Source organism: Roseburia sp. OM02-15 (genome assembly GCF_003481835.1).
In the GTDB taxonomy this organism is placed as follows: Bacteria; Bacillota; Clostridia; order Lachnospirales; family Lachnospiraceae; genus Eubacterium_I; species Eubacterium_I ramulus_A.
Genome location: NZ_QULX01000002.1, coordinates 1 through 18369, shown reverse-complemented (window position 1 = coordinate 18369; position 18369 = coordinate 1). Strand labels below are relative to the sequence as shown.

The 18369-nt window shown below is 42.4% G+C and carries 17 protein-coding genes; 5 read left to right on the top strand and 12 right to left on the bottom strand.

The window, feature by feature from the left end:
- The first annotated feature begins 160 nt into the window (after positions 1-160).
- Together DXB15_RS02260 and DXB15_RS02255 are read left to right on the top strand one after the other, a co-directional pair.
- The gene (locus DXB15_RS02260) at positions 161-1048 is read left to right on the top strand and encodes a helix-turn-helix transcriptional regulator (RefSeq protein WP_109214501.1); all 888 of its coding nucleotides are present in this window, start codon (positions 161-163) and stop codon (positions 1046-1048) included.
- A gap of 36 nt (positions 1049-1084) precedes the next feature.
- The gene (locus DXB15_RS02255) at positions 1085-1309 is read left to right on the top strand and encodes a hypothetical protein (protein ID WP_109214502.1); all 225 of its coding nucleotides are present in this window, start codon (positions 1085-1087) and stop codon (positions 1307-1309) included.
- A gap of 243 nt (positions 1310-1552) precedes the next feature.
- Here DXB15_RS02255 and DXB15_RS02250 read toward each other — a convergent pair whose 3' ends face one another.
- The 6 genes from DXB15_RS02250 to cysK all read right to left on the bottom strand — a co-directional run bounded on the left by DXB15_RS02250 (position 1553) and on the right by cysK (position 8670).
- Positions 1553-2161 (bottom strand): DUF4340 domain-containing protein, encoded by a 609-nt coding sequence (locus DXB15_RS02250; protein WP_158582173.1) that lies wholly within the window; start codon positions 2159-2161, stop codon positions 1553-1555.
- Positions 2162-2258: 97 nt separating this feature from the next.
- Positions 2259-4361, bottom strand: a complete 2103-nt coding sequence (locus tag DXB15_RS02245; protein WP_118701902.1) for a Gldg family protein — start codon at positions 4359-4361, stop codon at positions 2259-2261.
- Positions 4358-5506: an ABC transporter ATP-binding protein gene (locus DXB15_RS02240; protein ID WP_118701901.1), complete on the bottom strand. Its 1149-nt coding sequence runs from the start codon at positions 5504-5506 to the stop codon at positions 4358-4360. The genes DXB15_RS02245 and DXB15_RS02240 overlap by 4 nt, the downstream gene beginning before the upstream one ends.
- A gap of 154 nt (positions 5507-5660) precedes the next feature.
- A complete protein-coding gene (locus DXB15_RS02235) occupies positions 5661-6107 on the bottom strand; it encodes an RrF2 family transcriptional regulator (RefSeq protein ID WP_118701900.1) in 447 nt (148 codons plus the stop codon).
- Between the two features lie 210 nt (positions 6108-6317).
- Positions 6318-7628 (bottom strand): O-acetylhomoserine aminocarboxypropyltransferase/cysteine synthase family protein, encoded by a 1311-nt coding sequence (locus DXB15_RS02230; protein ID WP_118701899.1) that lies wholly within the window; start codon positions 7626-7628, stop codon positions 6318-6320.
- A 106-nt stretch (positions 7629-7734) separates the two neighbouring features.
- On the bottom strand, positions 7735-8670 hold the full coding sequence (gene cysK, locus DXB15_RS02225) for a cysteine synthase A (RefSeq protein WP_118701898.1): 936 nt from the start codon (positions 8668-8670) through the stop codon (positions 7735-7737).
- Between the two features lie 207 nt (positions 8671-8877).
- Here cysK and DXB15_RS02220 point away from each other — a divergent pair, with 207 nt between their 5' ends.
- Complete coding sequence (locus DXB15_RS02220; protein WP_118701897.1) at positions 8878-9186, top strand: hypothetical protein; 309 nt, start codon at positions 8878-8880, stop codon at positions 9184-9186.
- A gap of 101 nt (positions 9187-9287) precedes the next feature.
- Here DXB15_RS02220 and DXB15_RS02215 read toward each other — a convergent pair whose 3' ends face one another.
- The 6 genes from DXB15_RS02215 to glgB all read right to left on the bottom strand — a co-directional run bounded on the left by DXB15_RS02215 (position 9288) and on the right by glgB (position 17334).
- The gene (locus DXB15_RS02215) at positions 9288-10103 is read right to left on the bottom strand and encodes a helix-turn-helix domain-containing protein (protein ID WP_330427446.1); all 816 of its coding nucleotides are present in this window, start codon (positions 10101-10103) and stop codon (positions 9288-9290) included.
- A gap of 389 nt (positions 10104-10492) precedes the next feature.
- A complete protein-coding gene (locus DXB15_RS02210; RefSeq protein ID WP_177957001.1) occupies positions 10493-11665 on the bottom strand; it encodes an ATP-binding protein in 1173 nt (390 codons plus the stop codon).
- Positions 11666-11755: 90 nt separating this feature from the next.
- Positions 11756-12517: a tRNA threonylcarbamoyladenosine dehydratase gene (locus DXB15_RS02205; RefSeq protein ID WP_118702031.1), complete on the bottom strand. Its 762-nt coding sequence runs from the start codon at positions 12515-12517 to the stop codon at positions 11756-11758.
- A 371-nt stretch (positions 12518-12888) separates the two neighbouring features.
- Positions 12889-14982 carry a heavy metal translocating P-type ATPase gene (locus tag DXB15_RS02200; protein WP_118701895.1) on the bottom strand — a complete coding sequence of 698 codons (2094 nt, stop codon included), beginning with the start codon at positions 14980-14982 and terminating at the stop codon, positions 12889-12891.
- The gene (locus DXB15_RS02195; RefSeq protein WP_109214512.1) at positions 14982-15287 is read right to left on the bottom strand and encodes a DUF6110 family protein; all 306 of its coding nucleotides are present in this window, start codon (positions 15285-15287) and stop codon (positions 14982-14984) included. Before DXB15_RS02195 ends, DXB15_RS02200 begins: the two co-directional genes overlap by 1 nt.
- A 253-nt stretch (positions 15288-15540) precedes the next feature.
- Complete coding sequence (gene glgB / locus DXB15_RS02190) at positions 15541-17334, bottom strand: 1,4-alpha-glucan branching protein GlgB (protein WP_118701894.1); 1794 nt, start codon at positions 17332-17334, stop codon at positions 15541-15543.
- A gap of 217 nt (positions 17335-17551) precedes the next feature.
- Here glgB and DXB15_RS02185 point away from each other — a divergent pair, with 217 nt between their 5' ends.
- Both DXB15_RS02185 and DXB15_RS17660 read left to right on the top strand, forming a co-directional pair.
- The gene (locus DXB15_RS02185) at positions 17552-18082 is read left to right on the top strand and encodes a TetR/AcrR family transcriptional regulator (protein WP_109214514.1); all 531 of its coding nucleotides are present in this window, start codon (positions 17552-17554) and stop codon (positions 18080-18082) included.
- 99 nt (positions 18083-18181) lie between these two features.
- On the top strand, positions 18182-18369 hold a 188-nt coding region (locus tag DXB15_RS17660), incomplete at its 3' end, for a transposase zinc-binding domain-containing protein (protein ID WP_187119636.1).

Below are 18369 nucleotides of genomic sequence, written 5' to 3'. Positions count from 1 at the left end.
ATGTTTTTCAATCATACTAAAAAACGTTTTTCACCTATCAGTATCTGCAATAACTGTATCAACATTTTTTTCAATAATACAATTTGTAATCCGATCAGATTAAGCTGACAAACTGATATTTCAAAACGTTTTCATTCATCAACATAATTTGGAGACTTTTATGCTTGCTAACTTTGAACAACGGGATACCAGTGGTGCCGAACGCGTGTGGACCGGGCGTTACCGCAACCTGCACAATCTCCCACACTGGCATCTGGAAAACGAACTGATCTGTGTGGAGCAGGGAACCGTCACGGTCTCCCACAACCATCAGGAATATACCCTGACTGCCGGAGAATCGATTTTTCTTGCCAGCGGTGAGATCCATTATATCAAAAGTGATCCAGACAGTATCACTGCCATTACCTTATTTGACGTAGCGCTGACGGCAGATCTGACGAGCCATTATCAACTCTGCTGTGCCAAGCTTTCCGGCAGTTATCCGATCCTGGATACTTTTTCGAAAATTCAGAAAGAACGAACTTTGAAAAAACCATTTTTTGAGCAGCAGACCTGTGTCCTAATCACGGAGCTGATGATCCACATTTTCCGGGAAGAGGCTTATACGCCGCTGATCAGCCGCCCGGAACATTCTTCTATCGACAATTACAAACATCTGCTGGACGAAATTGATGCCAATTACAGCTACATTACCTTTTCGGATGCCGCTGCTTTCATGGGATTGTCAGAACCGTATTTTTCCCGGTTTTTCCGGAAAATCTCAGGCATGACGTTTTCCAAATATCTGAACACCGTACGGTTAGAACATGCTATCCATATGCTGCAGGAGCATCCGCGACGATTGTCTGTGACAGAAATCGCCTCCCGCTGCGGCTTTGAAACGATCCGACATTTTAACCGGGTGTTTCGTGACATTACCGGCATGTCCCCGCGGGAACTGCCGTCAAATTATGTCCCGGATTTCAAACCGATCCGCCGGATTGAAGATGCCTTTAATCCGACGCTGCAAAGTTCCGAACTATTGACGGAACCAGATACACAGGAGTAAGATAAGAAAATAAACAGAAATGGAGAATTTATTTATATGAAAAAATTAAAACAGATTACCGCACTCATTGGTGTGATCGCACTGGTCGGATTATATGTGTCTACACTGGTGCTGGCGTTGATTGGCAGTGCGGAAGCGATTAACTTGTTAAAGGTTGCCGTGTATGCGACCATCGTGCTGCCGGTACTGCTTTGGGCGTATTCCTTCATATACCGTTTGCTGAAAGGGAAACAAAATGATGATACGTCTGATAAAAAATAAAATTTAAATAAGACGAAATCAAAGACTCCTTCCGCAACCGCTAACCGTTCGTTACCTTCGTTTTGCTTCAGTTTTATCGCGCTCACTTCCAACTCCTATAAAAGCTGGTCGTTTCTCGTTCGCGCAAAATTCGCAAAACTCAGTCACTTACTGAATCGCTTGTCGCAGAAGGAGTCTTTGATTTCGTCATTTACACAGTGATTTTTTCACTTTTCAGTTACAATACCACATTGTATCACATTATTATTCCGTTGTAGCCGAAGTATCAGAAGACGTATCTGTTTCGGAAGATGACGAAGTCGTATCGTCAGTATCATCCACTTTTAGATCATCCACACCTTTATTCAGTGTCGTATTCACATAACTGCTGCCAACCAGATAAACATTATCATCACCGCTGACCTGTACATAAGTACCGCCCACAATTTCATTTTCCGTTCCGAAAGTCAATGTTTTTTCACTGCCATCCGAAAAGTTCAATGTTACCTGCTGTGTCGGCTGATCAATCCCGTACTCTGATACATCTTCAGGGTTCTCTACGGTACTGTCAGCAGTCATGCTTCCAAGGGAGGAAAGCATGGTTTTCATTTTATCTGCATCAATCTGCACTGTTGGATCTGCATTGCAGCTCCATGTATCATCCGTTTTGGTAAATTCCAGTGTTTCACCAGAATACTCATAAGAGATTCCGGTTACATCATCTGATGTAAACTGCAATGCATAGACTTTTTCATCTTCTTCCTGCTGCGCTGCTTTCTGATCCTGTTTTTTCTGATACCCGTTCAAACCTGCGGACGCAGCTACAATTGCTGCCAATGCAATCACCAAAATAATCCATTGTTTTTTTCTCATATACAAATTCCTTTCCTGTAAAGGATACTCTATACGCAATTCGATCCTTAAAAAATGACCTTTTACCTGAATTGCGTACATCTCCACAGAATATTTCCTACACGCGGCGTCTGCGATACCAGATCACAATGCCGATCACGATCAGTGCCACCGGAAGTACCATGACAAGCAAGGTCTCACTCATGATGGCTACAGACTGATTTACAGATAACGTTGTATATGTGTATGGTTTTGCATCAATGGATACTGCTGAATCAGAGCTTGCAAATGTGCTTGCAATTCCTTTGAACAGCGCAAGGTTCTGTCCGGATACAATGGAATCCGCATCATTGGAAAATGCCAGAACGGATGCCACTACTGTAATATCCGCACCGCTCTTACTGTCGGTTACATTTGCTGCCAGTGTAAATTTACCGGACTGATCTCCAGATTCTTTCTCAAACGTTGTAATATTTGAAATATCCGTTTTCACATAAGCATTATCAGATGTTGTCAACAGATCCGTCCATGTTATGGTATCCGTATGTACACCTGCATTTGTCAGTGCCTGTGCATACGGCATAAATACATAATTGCTTACCTTGGAAGTCTGTGTTGCAGAAGCAACGTCCGGTAACAGATAGAATGGATACTGATAATAATGGGAACTGTCAGAATCCATAACCAGTCCATTTGTCACCTGAATATCATAAGCAGACAGGATACCGTCAAAATTCGGTGTATCTTCGGTTTTGTTGTATGCAGTCGTAACGATCAGTTTTCCGCCACCGGCAAGATAGGTACTGATTTTTGTAGCATCGTCTGCGGAGAAATCAGAAGTCGGTCCGTTGATAATTACTGCTGCTGCATCCTCTGGAATAGCTTCCTCCTGTAATAAGGTCAGATCCTCTACGGAAATGTTCATTTTTTCCAATGCTGACTTGAAGGTATCATCCAAAGCTGTCTCACCATGACCGGTAATTGTGTATACCTTTGGCAGATCTTCGCTGGTTACATAGCTGATGGCACTGGTCAGCTGACCTTCGCCGTCGTATGCAGATTTTGTCTGTGTATAAGTAGAATAATCAATATCATACTGATACAGGTCACTGGAAGATACCACCTTGGAAGTATTGCCGCTGACTACAATAATACTGCCGTCAGACGGTGCGGTATCCGTATAGCTTGCATAGAAATTCGGTGAAACTGCCGGATCAATATATTCTACTTTGATATGAGAAGAAGCATCCTCATAATTGCTCAGTGTCCGCGCCACTGTATCATCTGCACTCTTTTCGGATGATAATACATACAGCGTAACGTCCTGTTTCAAATCTTTGACCAGATTTACACTGTCATCGGTCAGTGTATACAGATTCTGAGAAGTCAGATCCACGCTTTTTGCTTTCTCTGGCAGCTCATTTGCAAATACATTTACTGCTACAACAATGGCAAGACCAATCACTACAAAGCTGGAGTTAAACACACCTCTGCGGATTTTCTTTGCACTTACGGACCAGCGATGTTTCTGTACAAGCTGGCAGGTCAGGAATAAAAATAATACCGTACCGCTGACATAATAAACAATACCTGTCACATCCAAAATACCGTTGCAGAAATTTGTCAGATGCGTCTGTGTACATAATGCATTCAGTACCTTCGTTACTACATTGTCACTGCTGGAGATCAGTCCTGTAATCTGCTGCATCATAAATCCGATAAAAAGCAGAGCGAAGGACAGTACCGCTGCGATCACCTGACTCTCTGTCAATGCAGAAACAAAAACACAAATGGCAATGGAAAGGCAGCCATACAGCCAAATTCCAAAAATTGCTGCATAAGATTCTGTCATTGGCACGTTGCCAAACCGTGACAGTAACAACGGGCAGAGGCAGATTGCTCCGACTACAATAGAAAAGATTGCTACCAATGCCAAAAATTTACCAATAATAACCTTTGGAATCGACACTGGTGCGGTATACAACAGCTGATCCGTCTTTGTTCTGCGATCTTCTGCCATACTACGCATTGCAAGGATCGGTATGATTATAACCAGAACAAATGCCACATTTGAAAGTGAATAGGACAGATATGGTGTACCATAAATCAGGTTATTTGCTACAAAATATAAATTAAATACGAAGAAAAATGCTGCAAGGAAAATCCATCCGATCACGGAGGTGAAATATGCCTTCAGCTCTCTTTTTAATACTGCTTTCATGCTTTATGCACCTCCTCAGATCCGGTCAATTCAAGGAATACATCCTCCAGCGTCTTTGTATTTACTTTCAGTTCCAGTAAAACAAGCTCATGTGCGACACAATAACGAAATACTGCTTCCCTGATGTCCTGATTTTCTTTTGCCAGGATAGAGAGATGATATTCTCCATTCTGTTTTTCCGTTTTCTGAGCCGATGTTTCTTCTGGATTTTCATTTCCTGAAACATCTGTCTCAGACTGAGTGGTCTCCTCTGCATCCACACGTTGTGTTTCACTGTTATCGGCTTCCGTTGCTTTTTCTTCTGACTGCAACGTTATCTGCTCAGTATCTGTGCCTGGTGTTTCGTCATTATCAGACTCCGTTACTTCTTCTGAAATCTCTCTGGTAATCTCGCAGGATTTCACACCCGGAATTTCTTTCATCTGTTCCACATCACTGCGCGCACCGCTGACCGTCACTTCCAACTGCTGTGCACCGCTCATACGGCTTTCCAGATGCTCCATGGAATCACTGGCAACCAGGTTTCCTTTGGAAATGATAAATACATGATCACATACCGCACTGATTTCCTGCAAAATATGAGAACTTAAGATCACCGTATGTTTATCTTTTAACGAAAGGATCAAATCACGGATCTCAATGATCTGCTTCGGATCAAGTCCTACCGTTGGCTCATCCAGAATAATGATCTCCGGCATACCGATCAGTGCCTGAGCCAGTCCGACTCTCTGTCGATAACCTTTGGACAGATTTTTGATCAGTCGATCCTTCACATCATGCAATTTCGTCAGGTCCATCACCTGTTTGATGTCTGCTTTTCTGTTATGCTTGTCGATTTTTTTCAATTCTGCCACAAACTGCAGGTATTCCTGCACTTTCATATCACCATATACTGGTGGAATTTCCGGCAAATAACCGATGCATTTCTTTGCCTCCTCGGGATTTTTATTAATATCGAACCCGTTGATTTTTACCTCACCAGAAGAAGCGCCAATGTAGCCGGTAATGATGTTCATCGTCGTGGATTTTCCTGCCCCGTTTGGTCCAAGAAATCCGTAGATATTGCCTGACTCAAGTGTCAGGTTCAGATCATTTACCGCCACATTGGCGCCGTATTTTTTCGTAAGATGACTGATTTCTATCAAAGCACTTCCTCCTTCAACTTCAATAAAATTACTTATAGAACTATCTTATAGAGGAAATGTGTTAAATATTAGGAAAAATTGTGTCAATTATGTGTCCTTTTCCCACTCACGATCCGTATTTTTCACAGAGTTTGATCGCTCAAATCTGATCTTTTTAAATGTAATACATACTCTCGTCGTATTTTTCAAATTCCTGATAATCTTTTACCAAATCTGCCAGTGTCAGATTCCGCAAAAGGTCGTCTAACCGATGATTGACTTCATCAATGACTCTTGTCTGAATTGCCACTGCAATGCCTTTACAGGCACTTTCTTCTGTCGTATCTTCATCCGCAATATGATAAGTTCCATCCAGAGCTTCCAAAATCTCTGCCACCGTGATTTTTTCTGCCGGATGATTCAGCAGATAACCACCCTGTGGTCCTTTGATACTTTTTACAATTCCTGCTCTGCGCAATGCAGCAAAAACCTGCTCCAAATACTGCGGAGAAATATCATTCCGCTCTGCGATGCTGTTCAATGCCACATGCCCATTTTTGGAATGAACTGTCAGATCAATCAGAGAGGTCAGACCATATCGGCTTTTTTTTGAAAACTTCATTTTTTATAATACCTCCCATACTCCAATATTTTTCACTTTATACAAAAATCTTACTGCTGTTTCTCATGTTTGGATCACAGTAACATTTAATTTTCTCATTTAATTTAACAGGCGGATTGCAGTGATACAACCCGCCTGAATTTCTATACTTTTATAAATTTTAAAGTCCGTATATTGATATTCAATTTGCGGCTTTACACACGAATCTGATTACTGAATTGCTTTGAAAGCCTCGTCCAGATCCTGAATGATATCGTCAATATTCTCTGTACCGATAGAAAGACGAATTGTGTTTGGTTTGATTCCCTGATCAGCAAGTTCTTCCGGTGTGCACTGGCTGTGTGTAGTTGTTGCCGGATGGATAACCAGGGATTTTACATCTGCAACGTTTGCAAGCAGGGAGAATAACTCCAGATTGTCGATGAAATCTTTTGCTTTCTTCTCATCACCTTTGATCTCAAATGTGAAGATAGAACCACCGCCGTTCGGGAAGTATTTTTTGTATAATGCCTGCTGGCTTGGATCTTCAGATACAGACGGATGATGTACACGCTCTACCTGTGGATGGTTGTTTAAGTACTGAACTACTTTCAGTGCGTTCTCTACGTGACGCTCTACACGTAAGGACAGAGTCTCAAGTCCCTGTAAGAACAGGAATGAGTTGAACGGAGAAATGGTTGCTCCTGTATCACGCAGTAAGATTGCACGGATCTTTGTAACAAAAGCTGCCGGTCCAACTGCTTTTGTGAAGCTGATTCCGTGGTAGCTTGGGTTCGGCTCTGTTAAAGAAGCGAATTTTCCAGATGCTTCCCAGTCAAATTTTCCGCTGTCTACGATAACACCACCGATGCTTGTTCCATGTCCGCCAATGAATTTTGTTGCAGAATGAACAACGATATCTGCACCGTATTCAATCGGACGAACCAGATATGGTGTTGCGAATGTATTGTCGATTACCAGCGGGATTTTATGCTCATGAGCAATGTTTGCCAGTGTCTCGATATCTACTACATCAGAGTTCGGGTTACCAAGTGTCTCGATGTAAAGTGCTTTTGTATTGTCCTGAATAGCTGCTTTTACTTCGTCAATGTTGAACGGATCTACGAATGTAGTTTCAATGCCATACTGCGGAAGTGTGTGCTCCAGTAAGTTGAAGGAACCACCGTAAATATTTTTTGCTGCTACAATGTGATCGCCTGCCTGAGCAAGGTTCTCGATAGTGTATGTGATAGCTGCTGCTCCGGAAGCTACTGCTAATGCTGCAACGCCGCCTTCCAGTGCTGCCATTCTCTGCTCAAATACGTCCTCTGTCGGGTTTGTCAGACGTCCGTAAATGTTACCTGCATCGGAAAGTCCGAAACGTGCTGCTGCATGATCGCAGTTGCGGAATACATAAGAAGATGTCTGATAGATTGGTACTGCTCTTGCATCTGTAACCGGATCCGGATTCTCCTGTCCTACGTGTAACTGTAATGTCTCAAATTTGAATTTTCTGTCTTTTCTTGCGATTTTCTCTGCCATTGTTCTCTACCTTTTGTCTTTCAATAATTCGTTGTGTTCAGGATCTGCAAATGCCTCTCCTGTTTGTTGTCTTTGTTTCACAGATCCTGATTTGGATTTCCTTTTCTTATGCCTCTGTGAATAATGGTGTTGAATAATATCTGTCACCTGTATCCGGTAATAATGCTACGATAGTTTTTCCTGCAAATTCCGGACGTTTTGCTACCTGAATTGCTGCGGATAATGCTGCTCCGGAAGAAATTCCAACTAAAACGCCTTCTTTCTTTGCCAGAAGTTTTGCTTTTTCGAATGCATCATCATTTTCAATTGTGATAATTTCATCATATACCTGTGTATTTAATACGTCCGGTACGAAACCAGCGCCAATACCCTGAATCTTATGAGCTCCGCTCTTGCCTTCGGAAAGTACCGGAGATGTTGCAGGCTCTACTGCGATGATCTTAACATCCGGATTCTGGGATTTCAGATATTCGCCTGTACCTGTTAATGTTCCGCCTGTACCTACACCTGCGATAAATACATCTACATTTCCATCTGTATCGTTCCAGATCTCCGGACCGGTTGTTGCTTTGTGTGCTGCCGGGTTTGCCGGGTTTACAAACTGTCCTGGAATGTAGCTGTTTGGAATCTCTTTTGCAAGTTCATCAGCTTTCTCAATGGCTCCTTTCATTCCTTTGGAACCTTCTGTTAAAACGATCTCAGCACCATATGCTTTTAAGATGTTTCTTCTCTCAACACTCATGGTCTCCGGCATGGTAAGGATGATTCTGTATCCTTTTGCTGCTGCGATTGATGCAAGACCGATACCTGTGTTTCCGGAAGTCGGCTCAATGATAACGGATCCTTCTTTTAATAATCCTTTTGCTTCCGCGTCATCGATCATTGCTTTTGCGATTCTGTCCTTGACACTTCCTGCCGGATTGAAGTATTCTAATTTTACAAGGATCTGTGCGTTGAGATCCAGATCTTTCTCTACGTTTGCAACCTCAACAAGTGGTGTGTTACCGATTAAACCAAGTGTTCCTTTATAAATGTTTGCCATTGTTTCGTCCTCCTATAAATCATATCTGTTTTCTATGTTTTATTTGTTGAGTGTATTATATTCCCCTTATTCCTATTTGTCAACTAGGTTTTTGAAGATTTTTTATATTTTTTATTCTCCCAGTTCACTCGTACCACTCATAAAGATAACGATTATGCTCGCATAAGGAGTTATCTTTATGACTGGGGACGAAAGAAGCGCCGTTTTATGAGCAAAAATAGCGGCAACGCAGCGGAGAAGCCCTGTAAGGGGCGTTTTGCGAATGGCGCGGGTGAACTGTACGCAAAAAAACACCTTCTTCAGACACTTTTTTGTCCAAAGAAGGCCTTTCCTTGCTTAACCAACTTATCAGGTATGTTTTGTATTTTTATATCATTTTATCTTCTCGATAAAGACATTATAGCAGAAACCGCGCCACATAGCACTCCTGCACAAGCCCAGATGATCCATGTCAAGTCCCATCGGTTCGTCAAAAAGCTGACCGCCAGAAAGATTGCCGTCACAGAACACCAGTAAATCCTGGAAATCTGCGTTCTTCTGCCACTGTTCTGTTTATTTTTCAGGCTGTAATCATCTTCCTCCAGTAAAATCCTGTAACTTCCCGCAATGGTTCCGGATCATACAAAGAAAAACGTTGCGATTGCCACAAAAATCAGCAAAACGCCAAGACTGTATATATAATAAATGTCCGGCATGGAAAAGGCCGCCATCAGCATCATAGGAACCACGCTGAGAATGGAAAGAACCACTCCCGTCACAACGCATTTGCGACTCAGCAGTGCAAATTCCTGTTTTTCTTCCAGAATCATAGCCCGAACTTCCTCATCCGCTATAAGATGCTGTGTTTCAAAGAACTGAAAACGTTCCTGGGGCGTGCCCTTAATGATAAAAATTGCGACTGCCACAGCCACCATACATAGAAGAATCGCAATGCCCATTCCGCCTGCCATATCCTCTGTGATTGGAAGCACCTTATATTCTGCCGTTCCGCCAAGCAGTAAAAGCCATACAGGAGACAATACACACAGAAATGTTCCTAATGCGATCCACGGAGCTTTGTGCTTTGCCCATTCAATATAATCCTTTGCTTCCTGCATGGAAACATGATGCGTCGGAATTTCTTCGTTTCGTGTATCTTCTCCAAATTGCTGCTGTGTGTCATTTTGATTATTCACAAAATTTCCCCTATCAGGTGGTTCCATTTTCATCCGTTCATTCTGTAAATCTTCAAATACTGTGTTTCTCTCGTTCAGATCCATTTCTTCTTTTAAAAGAGCATCCGTAGACACATCAAAAATCTCACTCATCTTTAAGATTTTATCCAGATCCGGCACGGACGCTCCGCTCTCCCATTTCGATACGGACTGTCTGGATACCGAAAGCTGCTGCGCCAGTTCTTCCTGCGACCAGCCGCGCTGCTTTCTCATTGCCATAATTTTTTCCGCAAGTTTCATAACTCTTGATACCTTTCTTATTATAAATAAATTGTTTCCATCTGATAGAAGGAAATATGCTATCACATACTTACCCGCTATTATCAATAGAACATTTTTCCATTCAGCGTATTACCTATCAAACAAAAAATCCATCAGAATACGTTCTGCTTTTGATGTCCTCAGCAAAACTTCTCCTGATGGATTCATTATACGAAAAATCCCGATTGACAACCACCAATTACCCTTGAAAATCCGTCAACTGCCAGTTGCATCTTCCCGATTTTTTCGCTTTTCTATATTTTTCTTCTTGATTCTAGCATTTTCTGATCTTTTTTACTATCTTTTGATTCTGTATACAAAACACAAATTCCTTTTTTGCTTAGATCCTATGCTTCCTCTTTTTTCTCTACTTTATCGTAATCATCCAGGAAGTGATGTTTCACACCACCCTGCTTATAGGCGATAACCGTACTTAAGTTGACATTCTCCACACTTTTAAAAATATTGGATTCCACGAACGGATTTGTCTCTTTCAACTGACGAATCAGATTTTTCACTTCCACACGTTTAGAAATATTCTCACCGCCGCAGGTGCTGCAGGTATCAGTAAACTTACATGCACACTGGATAAAATGCAGGTCATTGCTGTCACGCCATTTCTTGATATCATCCTCGCGGATCAGATACAGCGGACGGATCAGCTCCATACCTTCAAAATTTGTGCTGTGCAGCTTTGGCATCATGGTCTGCATCTGGGCTCCATAGAGCATGCCCATCAGAATAGTCTCAATGACATCGTCGTAATGATGACCTAAAGCAATCTTGTTGCATCCAAGTTCCTTCGCCTTGCTGTAGAGATGTCCACGGCGCATTCTCGCACACAGATAACACGGTGATTTTTCTATATTGAATACTGCATCGAAAATGTCCGACTCAAAAATCGTGATTGGGATATTCATTCTCTTTGCGTTTGCCTCTATGATCTGTCTGTTTGCCGGACTGTATCCCGGATCCATGACCAGAAATACCACTTCAAAATTAAACTTGTTGTGGCGTTTCAACTCCTGGAAAAGTTTTGCCATCAGCATGGAATCTTTTCCACCAGAGATACAGACTGCGATCTTATCCCCCTCTTTTACCAGCTCGTATTCACGTACCGCACGGGTAAAACGGCACCAGATAGTTTTCCGGAACTTTTTGCGGATACTCTGCTCGATTTCCACATACTCCGGAGTCTCTTCCTCTTTTTGGGCTTCTTCTTTCTGTTTCATGGATTCCATCAGCCATGCTAAGTATCCACCGTTCAGGCTTCGGGCATCCACACCGGCTTCCTGCAGTGCTTCTGCTGCCGGAACGCTCATCTCACCTTTCTGGCAATAAATAACAACTGTTTTATTTTTATCAATTTCCTGTGATTCCGACAGTTCCTCTGCGCTCAGAGCCACACTGCCCGGGATCACGCCGTAGGAACGCGCACGCTCATCCCGGATATCTACTAACTGATAGCTGTCTTCCGGCATTGCAGACAGTTCCTGTACGGATAATTGTATTTCTCCCATATGCTCTCCATTTCTATATCACTTATATGCTTCATTCTCACTGGTAGTTACATTTATATTTCTAACCGATACTATAAAAACAATACTTTTCTACTGCGGCAGTTCTGTCAGATCTTTTGTAATCTCACCTGCAATGATCAGTCCGACTACTGACGGTACAAAAGCCATGCTTCCCGGAATCTGACGGCGCACGGTACATTTTCTTGCTGTTCCCGGCGGGCAGACACAATTATTTTTACAGTTGTTTTCTGTATCTGCGATCGGTGTCAGGGGCTTTTCTTTGGAATAAACCACCTTCAGATGATCAATACCACGTTTTTTCAACTCGCGGCGCATAACTTTTGCCAGCGGGCAAACAGAAGTCTCATAGATATCTGCCACTTCGAAAGCAGATGCATCCATCTTGTTTCCTGCTCCCATGGAACTGATGATCGGCACACCTGCGGCTTTTGCCTGCTCCACAAGCATCAATTTTCCGGTGACGGTATCAATCGCATCCACCACATAATCATACTGAGAAAAATCAAACTGATCTGCGGTATCCGGCATATAAAAAGTCTTATATGTGTTGACAACTGCCTTTGGGTTGATATCCAGAATACGCTCTTTCGCTACATCTACTTTATATTTTCCAATGGTTTTTCTTGTTGCAAAAATCTGACGATTTAAGTTGGTCAGACAGACCCGGTCATCATCGATCAGATCCAACGTTCCAACGCCCACACGCGCCAGTGCTTCTACGGTATATCCGCCAACGCCACCGATTCCGAATACCGCTACTCTGGCACTGAACAGGCGCTGCATGTTGTCTTCTCCCAGAAGCAGTTCCGTTCTGGAAAACTGGTTCAGCACAGCCGGACGCGGCTTATGTGCACATTCTGTATGCAAAGAAGTATTTTCTTCCATTCGTTTCTCCTCTAATGTATTTTTAATATTTTTCGAACATTTCAGAATCCATATATTTTTTAAGATTCTTTATTGTTTACTGTTTCACTATGAATTGCCTGTGATAGTATAGCGGATTTTCGCACAAAAAACAATTACTTCTCTAAAAATAAACAATTTTCCAATAAGCAGAAACGCTCCAAAACCTATATTTCAAGAAAAAACTGACAATGTCCAACTTATTCAAATCAGAAATAGAAAACCCATGGAACCTATCACTTTAAGTTCCACGGGCTTCTTACACGTAAATCCAATCGCGCTTTTATCTCGATGCGCTTTTATTTATTTTTCTCCTGCTCATCCAGCAGATTTTCCATACTCTTCAAACCGATATACAGTGTTGAAGTGTTATGTAACAGAGAAGATGTGGTCGGCTGAATGATTCCGCCAACACCAAGTGCGATCAATCCTGCATTAAACGCTACGATAAAGCGATAATTGCGGTGGATACGTTGCATCAGTCTGTTGCTGATCTTCTTCAATGTCACGATCTCATGCAGATCGTCTGCTGCGATAGTAATGTCTGCGATCTCGCGGGCAATAGCTGCACCATCACTGATGGCTACACCTGCATCTGCGGCAGACAGAGCCGGTGAATCGTTGATTCCGTCACCGATCATGATAACTTTATGACCAAGTGCTTTCTCCTGTTCTACGAAGTTTGCTTTATCTTCCGGCAGAACTTCAGAATAATACTCATCTACACCGACTTTGCGTGCAATTGCTGCTGCAGTACGCTCGCTGTCTCCAGTCATCATAACAATTTTTTGGATACCATTGTCACGCAGATCCTGAATGACATCCATTGCTTCCTCACGTACAGGATCTTCAATACAGATAACGGCTGCAAGCTGCTGATCAACAGCCATGTACAGGCAGGAACACTCTTCCGGCAGGTTATTAAATACAACTTCTTTGCCTTCCGGAATCTGGCACTGTTCATCTTCAAACACAAAATGATAGCTTCCGATCACCACACGTTTTTCTTCGATGAAAGAAGAAATACCATGTGCTACTATGTATTCCACTTTAGAATGCATTTCCTCATGCTCCAGCTTTTTCTGTTTTGCAGCTGTCACAACGGCTTTTGCCATAGAATGTGGAAAATGTTCTTCTAAGCAGGCTGCGATACGAAGCAGCTCATCCGGCTCCGAATCGTTGAACGGAATGACATCGATCACCGTCGGTTTTGCCTTTGTCAGTGTACCAGTTTTATCAAATACGATGGTTGTTGCCTCGGCAACGGCCTCCAGATATTTTCCGCCTTTGACGGTAATGTCACACTGCTGTGCCTCACGGATTGCAGAAAGTACAGAAATCGGCATTGCCAGCTTCAGCGCACATGAGAAGTCTACCATCAGGATAGACAATGCTTTTGTGGCATTTCTTGTGAGTAACCAAGTCAGTAACGTACCACCTAATGTATACGGAACCAGCTTGTCTGCCAGATGCTCTGCTTTTCCTTCCAGATTGGATTTCAGTTTTTCGGAATCCTCGATCATGGTAACGATCTTCTCGTATTTTGTGGCACCTCCGGTTGCTTCTACACGGATGATCAGCTCACCTTCTTCCAGAACAGTACCTGCATAAACATAGGAATCTGTTGTTTTTGCAACCGGTACGGATTCACCTGTCAGAGAAGCCTGATTTACGGTGGCGTCTCCGCCTGTTACCACACCGTCAAACGGGATCACATTTCCGGCATGAATGATGATCGCATCGCCTTTTTCAATGGTAGAAGAAGATACCAGAACTTCCTGGTCTCCAACTTTCTGCCATACTTTCTCTACGTTCAGAGACATGCTTCGTGCCAGATCACCGACGGATTTCTTGTGTGTCCACTCCTCAAGCAGCTCGCCAATTCCAAGCAGGAACATAACAGAACCTGCGGTTCCCATATCCTGACGAAGCAGTGATACCGCAATACCCGTTGCATCCAGAACGGCCACATCCAGTCGGCGGTGACGCAGACTCTGCAGTCCTTTCCATATATAACGGATACCGTTGACGATGGTAATCACATTTCGGATCGGTGCCGGTAAAAATAATTTCTTTCCGTAATGCCATACAACTTTGCAGATTAATTTTTCCTTGTATTCAGAATTTAACTCACGTCCTGTACTCTCCAGATATCCTTCCGGTACTTCTACTAACTGATATTTGAAGGTACACAATAAATGAATAATAGCAGCCCTGTCTCCGTTGTAACTGATCACAACGTCCGCTGTCTGTTCGTATACCTTTGCATCTACTACGAGATCAGACTGCTGCAGATAATATTGCAGGACGTCTGCCTGCTCATATGTCATGCGCTGCTGCGCCATATGTACACGTAGACGTCCTTTTATCTCATGTTTGATTGCAAATTTCATTATTCTGCCTGTGCTTCCTCAGCCTGAGCCTCTGCTGCCTCAGTTACTTCTTCGTCCTCTACATATGCTTCCGCAGCGGCACGGTCAGCATTGATCTGTTTTGCCTCAGCAAGAATATCACCTGCGTTCTCCTGAACAGTTGTTGCTGTTTTTACTACAGTATCTTTTGCACGCAGTACAGCAGCGGTGCAACCTGTATAAACTTTCTTAGCATCTTTGCTTGTAAGGATTTTGATACCTGCTGTTCCAAAAGCAAGACCTGCTACAAAAAGACCAACTTTTCCTGCATTAAATTTTTTGAACATAATATTTTTCCCTCCATTTGCATATGTTTAATGTTTAATTTTTAGTATAGCATCGCAATTGGATATTTCAAACATTATTTCCCTTATTGATATTTTTTTTCATTAATTATCAGTTAATTTCTACTAATTTTTGTATGGTTAGACACATTTCGCAGGCGTTAGTATATTTTTTCGTAGTATAAGAAAACTATCTCAAATGTGTTATCTCAAACTTTTACACTAAAGCGAACATTCGCAATCCGCTTTCCGCTATTTATTCCACTACCTGATAAAAACGTGCACTGTATGCCGGCAAATGTATGGAAACCGCTCCCTTTTTCACAGGCAGATCTTTCTGATACTCCGGATGTGCTTTTTTCATCTCAGAATCATCACTGCTACAGATCAGTTTTAATTTCTTGACCCCGGAAATTTTCATTACATATTCCTGCTCTTTTGTATTTCCAAAATGGAAAACGGCAACGATCCGCTCCTTTTTGCTCTTTCGTTCAAAGGCATATATACATTTTTCTTCCTGATGGCAGTCAATCCACCGGAAGCCATCCTGTGCATAATCTGCCTCCCAAAAAGCAGAATGTTTCTCATACACCTCATTCAGTTCCATCATAAAGCGATGAAATTCTCTGTGTTTCGGGAATTTTAAAATATCCCAGTCCTGCTGCCGCTTCTCATCCCACTCACGAAACTGCGCAATTTCATTTCCCATAAAATTCAGCTTTTTGCCCGGATGTGCATACATATACATGTACATTACCCGTGCCTGCGGGAATTTTTCTTCATAGTCACCACTCATTTTCTGAATAATGGTCGCCTTTCCATGTACCACTTCATCGTGAGACAATGGCAGAACATACGCTTCACTATAATAATACATCATGGAAAAAGTGAGTTTGTGATAGTTCTCAGAACGATACTCCGGTGCTGTCCGAAAATAATTCAACGTGTCGTTCATCCATCCCATATCCCACTTATAGTCAAAACCCAGACCACCATCGTGAACAGATCTGGTCACGCCCGGATAGGAAGAAGAATCCTCTGCCATCAATATAGCCGTCGGAAAACGATCCTTTAATCCCTGATTCATGTTTTGAATAAAGGAAACTGCCAGATTATTCACGCCTCTTGCCTCATTGCCCTGCCAGTAGATCAGATTGCTCACTGCATCCATGCGCAGACCATCAAAATGATATTCTGACAGCCAGTACGCTGCCGCAGATTGCAGGAAGCTTCGCACTTCTCCTCTGGAATGCATGAAATTGCAGCTTCCCCACTCGCTGTATCCTACGTCCTGATTCGGATATTCATACAAGGCAGAACCGTCATAATTCCACAGTGCATAGGCATCCACCGCAAAATGCACCGGTACAAAATCCATCAACACGCCGATTTTATGCTTGTGGCAGGCGTTGACAAAATAGCGCAGATCATCCGGCGTACCGTAACGGGAAGTCGGTGCAAAAAATCCGGTATTCTGATAACCCCAGGATTCATCGCAGGGATGCTCACTCAACGGCATCAACTCCACATAATTGTAACCATTTTCATTCAGATACGGAATCAGCAAATCTGCCATCTCGCGATAAGTGTACCATCCTTCCGCATCTTTATCATCCTTCTTTCTCCAGGAACCAAAATGAATCTCATAAATATTTAACGGCGCATCTTTTTGTACTGACCGTTTTTTCATCCATTCTGAATCTGTAAAATGATAATCTGTCGTATCATAAATAATCGATGCATTGTTCGGACGCAGTTCCGAATAAAAACCATACGGATCGCAGTGATCGATACAGCTGCCGTCTGCTCCGTAAATCTTGTATTTATACATCATGCCCTTCCCGGCATTTTCCACATAACACTCCCAGAAATTGCCATCATATACTTTCTGCATCGGTGTTTCCTGCCATCCGTTAAATTCACCGATCAGCGAAATTCTCTGTGCATTCGGTGCAAATGTCCGAAAAACCGTTCCTCTTTCACAGGCATGTGCGCCCAGAAAACGATAGGCTTCAAATTCTTTTCCCGTATAAAATCCATAAAAATCCATATACTCTCTCCCTCATTAATCAACTGTGGTTGTTTTTCTTTGTCAATTCTATTATAATTATAAATAGAGAAAACATACTTGAACAGAAACAGCTTTTCCAATCCGTTGGAAAACCAACACTTTTTGATAATTGTCGAAAAACTCAACAGCAGAAAGCGGATTGCGAATGTCCGCTTTACTTTGACTAACACCATTAGCAAACATATGAGGTATTATTATGGATATCAGAATAGAAAAAACAAAAACAGCCCTTCACAATACGTTTCTGGAATTACGTTCCAGAAAACCATTAGAAAAAATCACGATCAAAGAATTGTGTGAAAAGGCACAGATTAACAAATCTACCTTTTACTCCCATTATAAAGATATTTACGATCTGAGTGATCAGTTAGAAACAGAAGTTGTCACCTCCGTCATAGAAGCCATTCCGAATCCGGCGAACTGCCTGGAAGATCCGGCGGTCCTGGCAAAAAATCTGTTTCTCGGTTATCTCTCACGTGATAGCATTATCCGCATTTTATTTTCCGGAACCAGAGCCGGCGAACTGGTGCGAAAAGTCGAATATCAATTAAAAAAAATCCTGTTTGAAGCTCACCCGGAGTACAAACAGGATCCATCCGTCAATGTTGTGCTGTCTTACACGGTTTATGGCGGTTATTATGCATTTTTCGAAAACAGACAATACGGAGATGCTGCCGTGGTTGATATCATCAGTCAGATTTCCTCCGGGGCAATGAATCTGCTGTAAGTGTTATAAAAAAGTGTCTTCGACACGTCAACTCCCCTGCCCCTCAATCATGAGGGGTTAGGGCTTTCTTTTTCTTCCATTTTCCTTCATAATAGTTTTATGAATATACTTCAAAAGATTTTTACCGACTATTATGAAGAAATTAAATATACTCTTCATCCCAGAAATTCTGAGATGGAAAATATCGATAAGATGATTAACTGTGGCAATCCCGCTTTCGGCGGTGCTATGTACGGCTGCCCTCATTGTGGAAATCTTAAATTTGTACCTTTCCGATGTCACAGCCG

Excerpts from the sequence above, each read along its gene's own strand:
- glgB (WP_118701894.1), bottom strand. The coding sequence starts at position 17,334 with ATGGATTTTTATGGATTTTATACGGGAAAAGAATTTGAAGCCTATCGT.
- DXB15_RS02230 (WP_118701899.1), bottom strand. The coding sequence starts at position 7,628 with ATGGCAGAGAAAATCGCAAGAAAAGACAGAAAATTCAAATTTGAGACA.
- DXB15_RS02200 (WP_118701895.1), bottom strand. The coding sequence starts at position 14,982 with ATGAAATTTGCAATCAAACATGAGATAAAAGGACGTCTACGTGTACAT.
- DXB15_RS02245 (WP_118701902.1), bottom strand. The coding sequence starts at position 4,361 with ATGAAAGCAGTATTAAAAAGAGAGCTGAAGGCATATTTCACCTCCGTG.
- DXB15_RS02210 (WP_177957001.1), bottom strand. The coding sequence starts at position 11,665 with ATGGGAGAAATACAATTATCCGTACAGGAACTGTCTGCAATGCCGGAA.
- DXB15_RS02215 (WP_330427446.1), bottom strand. The coding sequence starts at position 10,103 with ATGGCAATGAGAAAGCAGCGCGGCTGGTCGCAGGAAGAACTGGCGCAG.
- DXB15_RS02260 (WP_109214501.1), top strand. The coding sequence starts at position 161 with ATGCTTGCTAACTTTGAACAACGGGATACCAGTGGTGCCGAACGCGTG.
- DXB15_RS02185 (WP_109214514.1), top strand. The coding sequence starts at position 17,552 with ATGGATATCAGAATAGAAAAAACAAAAACAGCCCTTCACAATACGTTT.
- DXB15_RS02250 (WP_158582173.1), bottom strand. The coding sequence starts at position 2,161 with ATGAGAAAAAAACAATGGATTATTTTGGTGATTGCATTGGCAGCAATT.
- DXB15_RS02255 (WP_109214502.1), top strand. The coding sequence starts at position 1,085 with ATGAAAAAATTAAAACAGATTACCGCACTCATTGGTGTGATCGCACTG.
- DXB15_RS02235 (WP_118701900.1), bottom strand. The coding sequence starts at position 6,107 with ATGAAGTTTTCAAAAAAAAGCCGATATGGTCTGACCTCTCTGATTGAT.
- DXB15_RS02195 (WP_109214512.1), bottom strand. The coding sequence starts at position 15,287 with ATGTTCAAAAAATTTAATGCAGGAAAAGTTGGTCTTTTTGTAGCAGGT.
- DXB15_RS02220 (WP_118701897.1), top strand. The coding sequence starts at position 8,878 with ATGAGCAAAAATAGCGGCAACGCAGCGGAGAAGCCCTGTAAGGGGCGT.
- cysK (WP_118701898.1), bottom strand. The coding sequence starts at position 8,670 with ATGGCAAACATTTATAAAGGAACACTTGGTTTAATCGGTAACACACCA.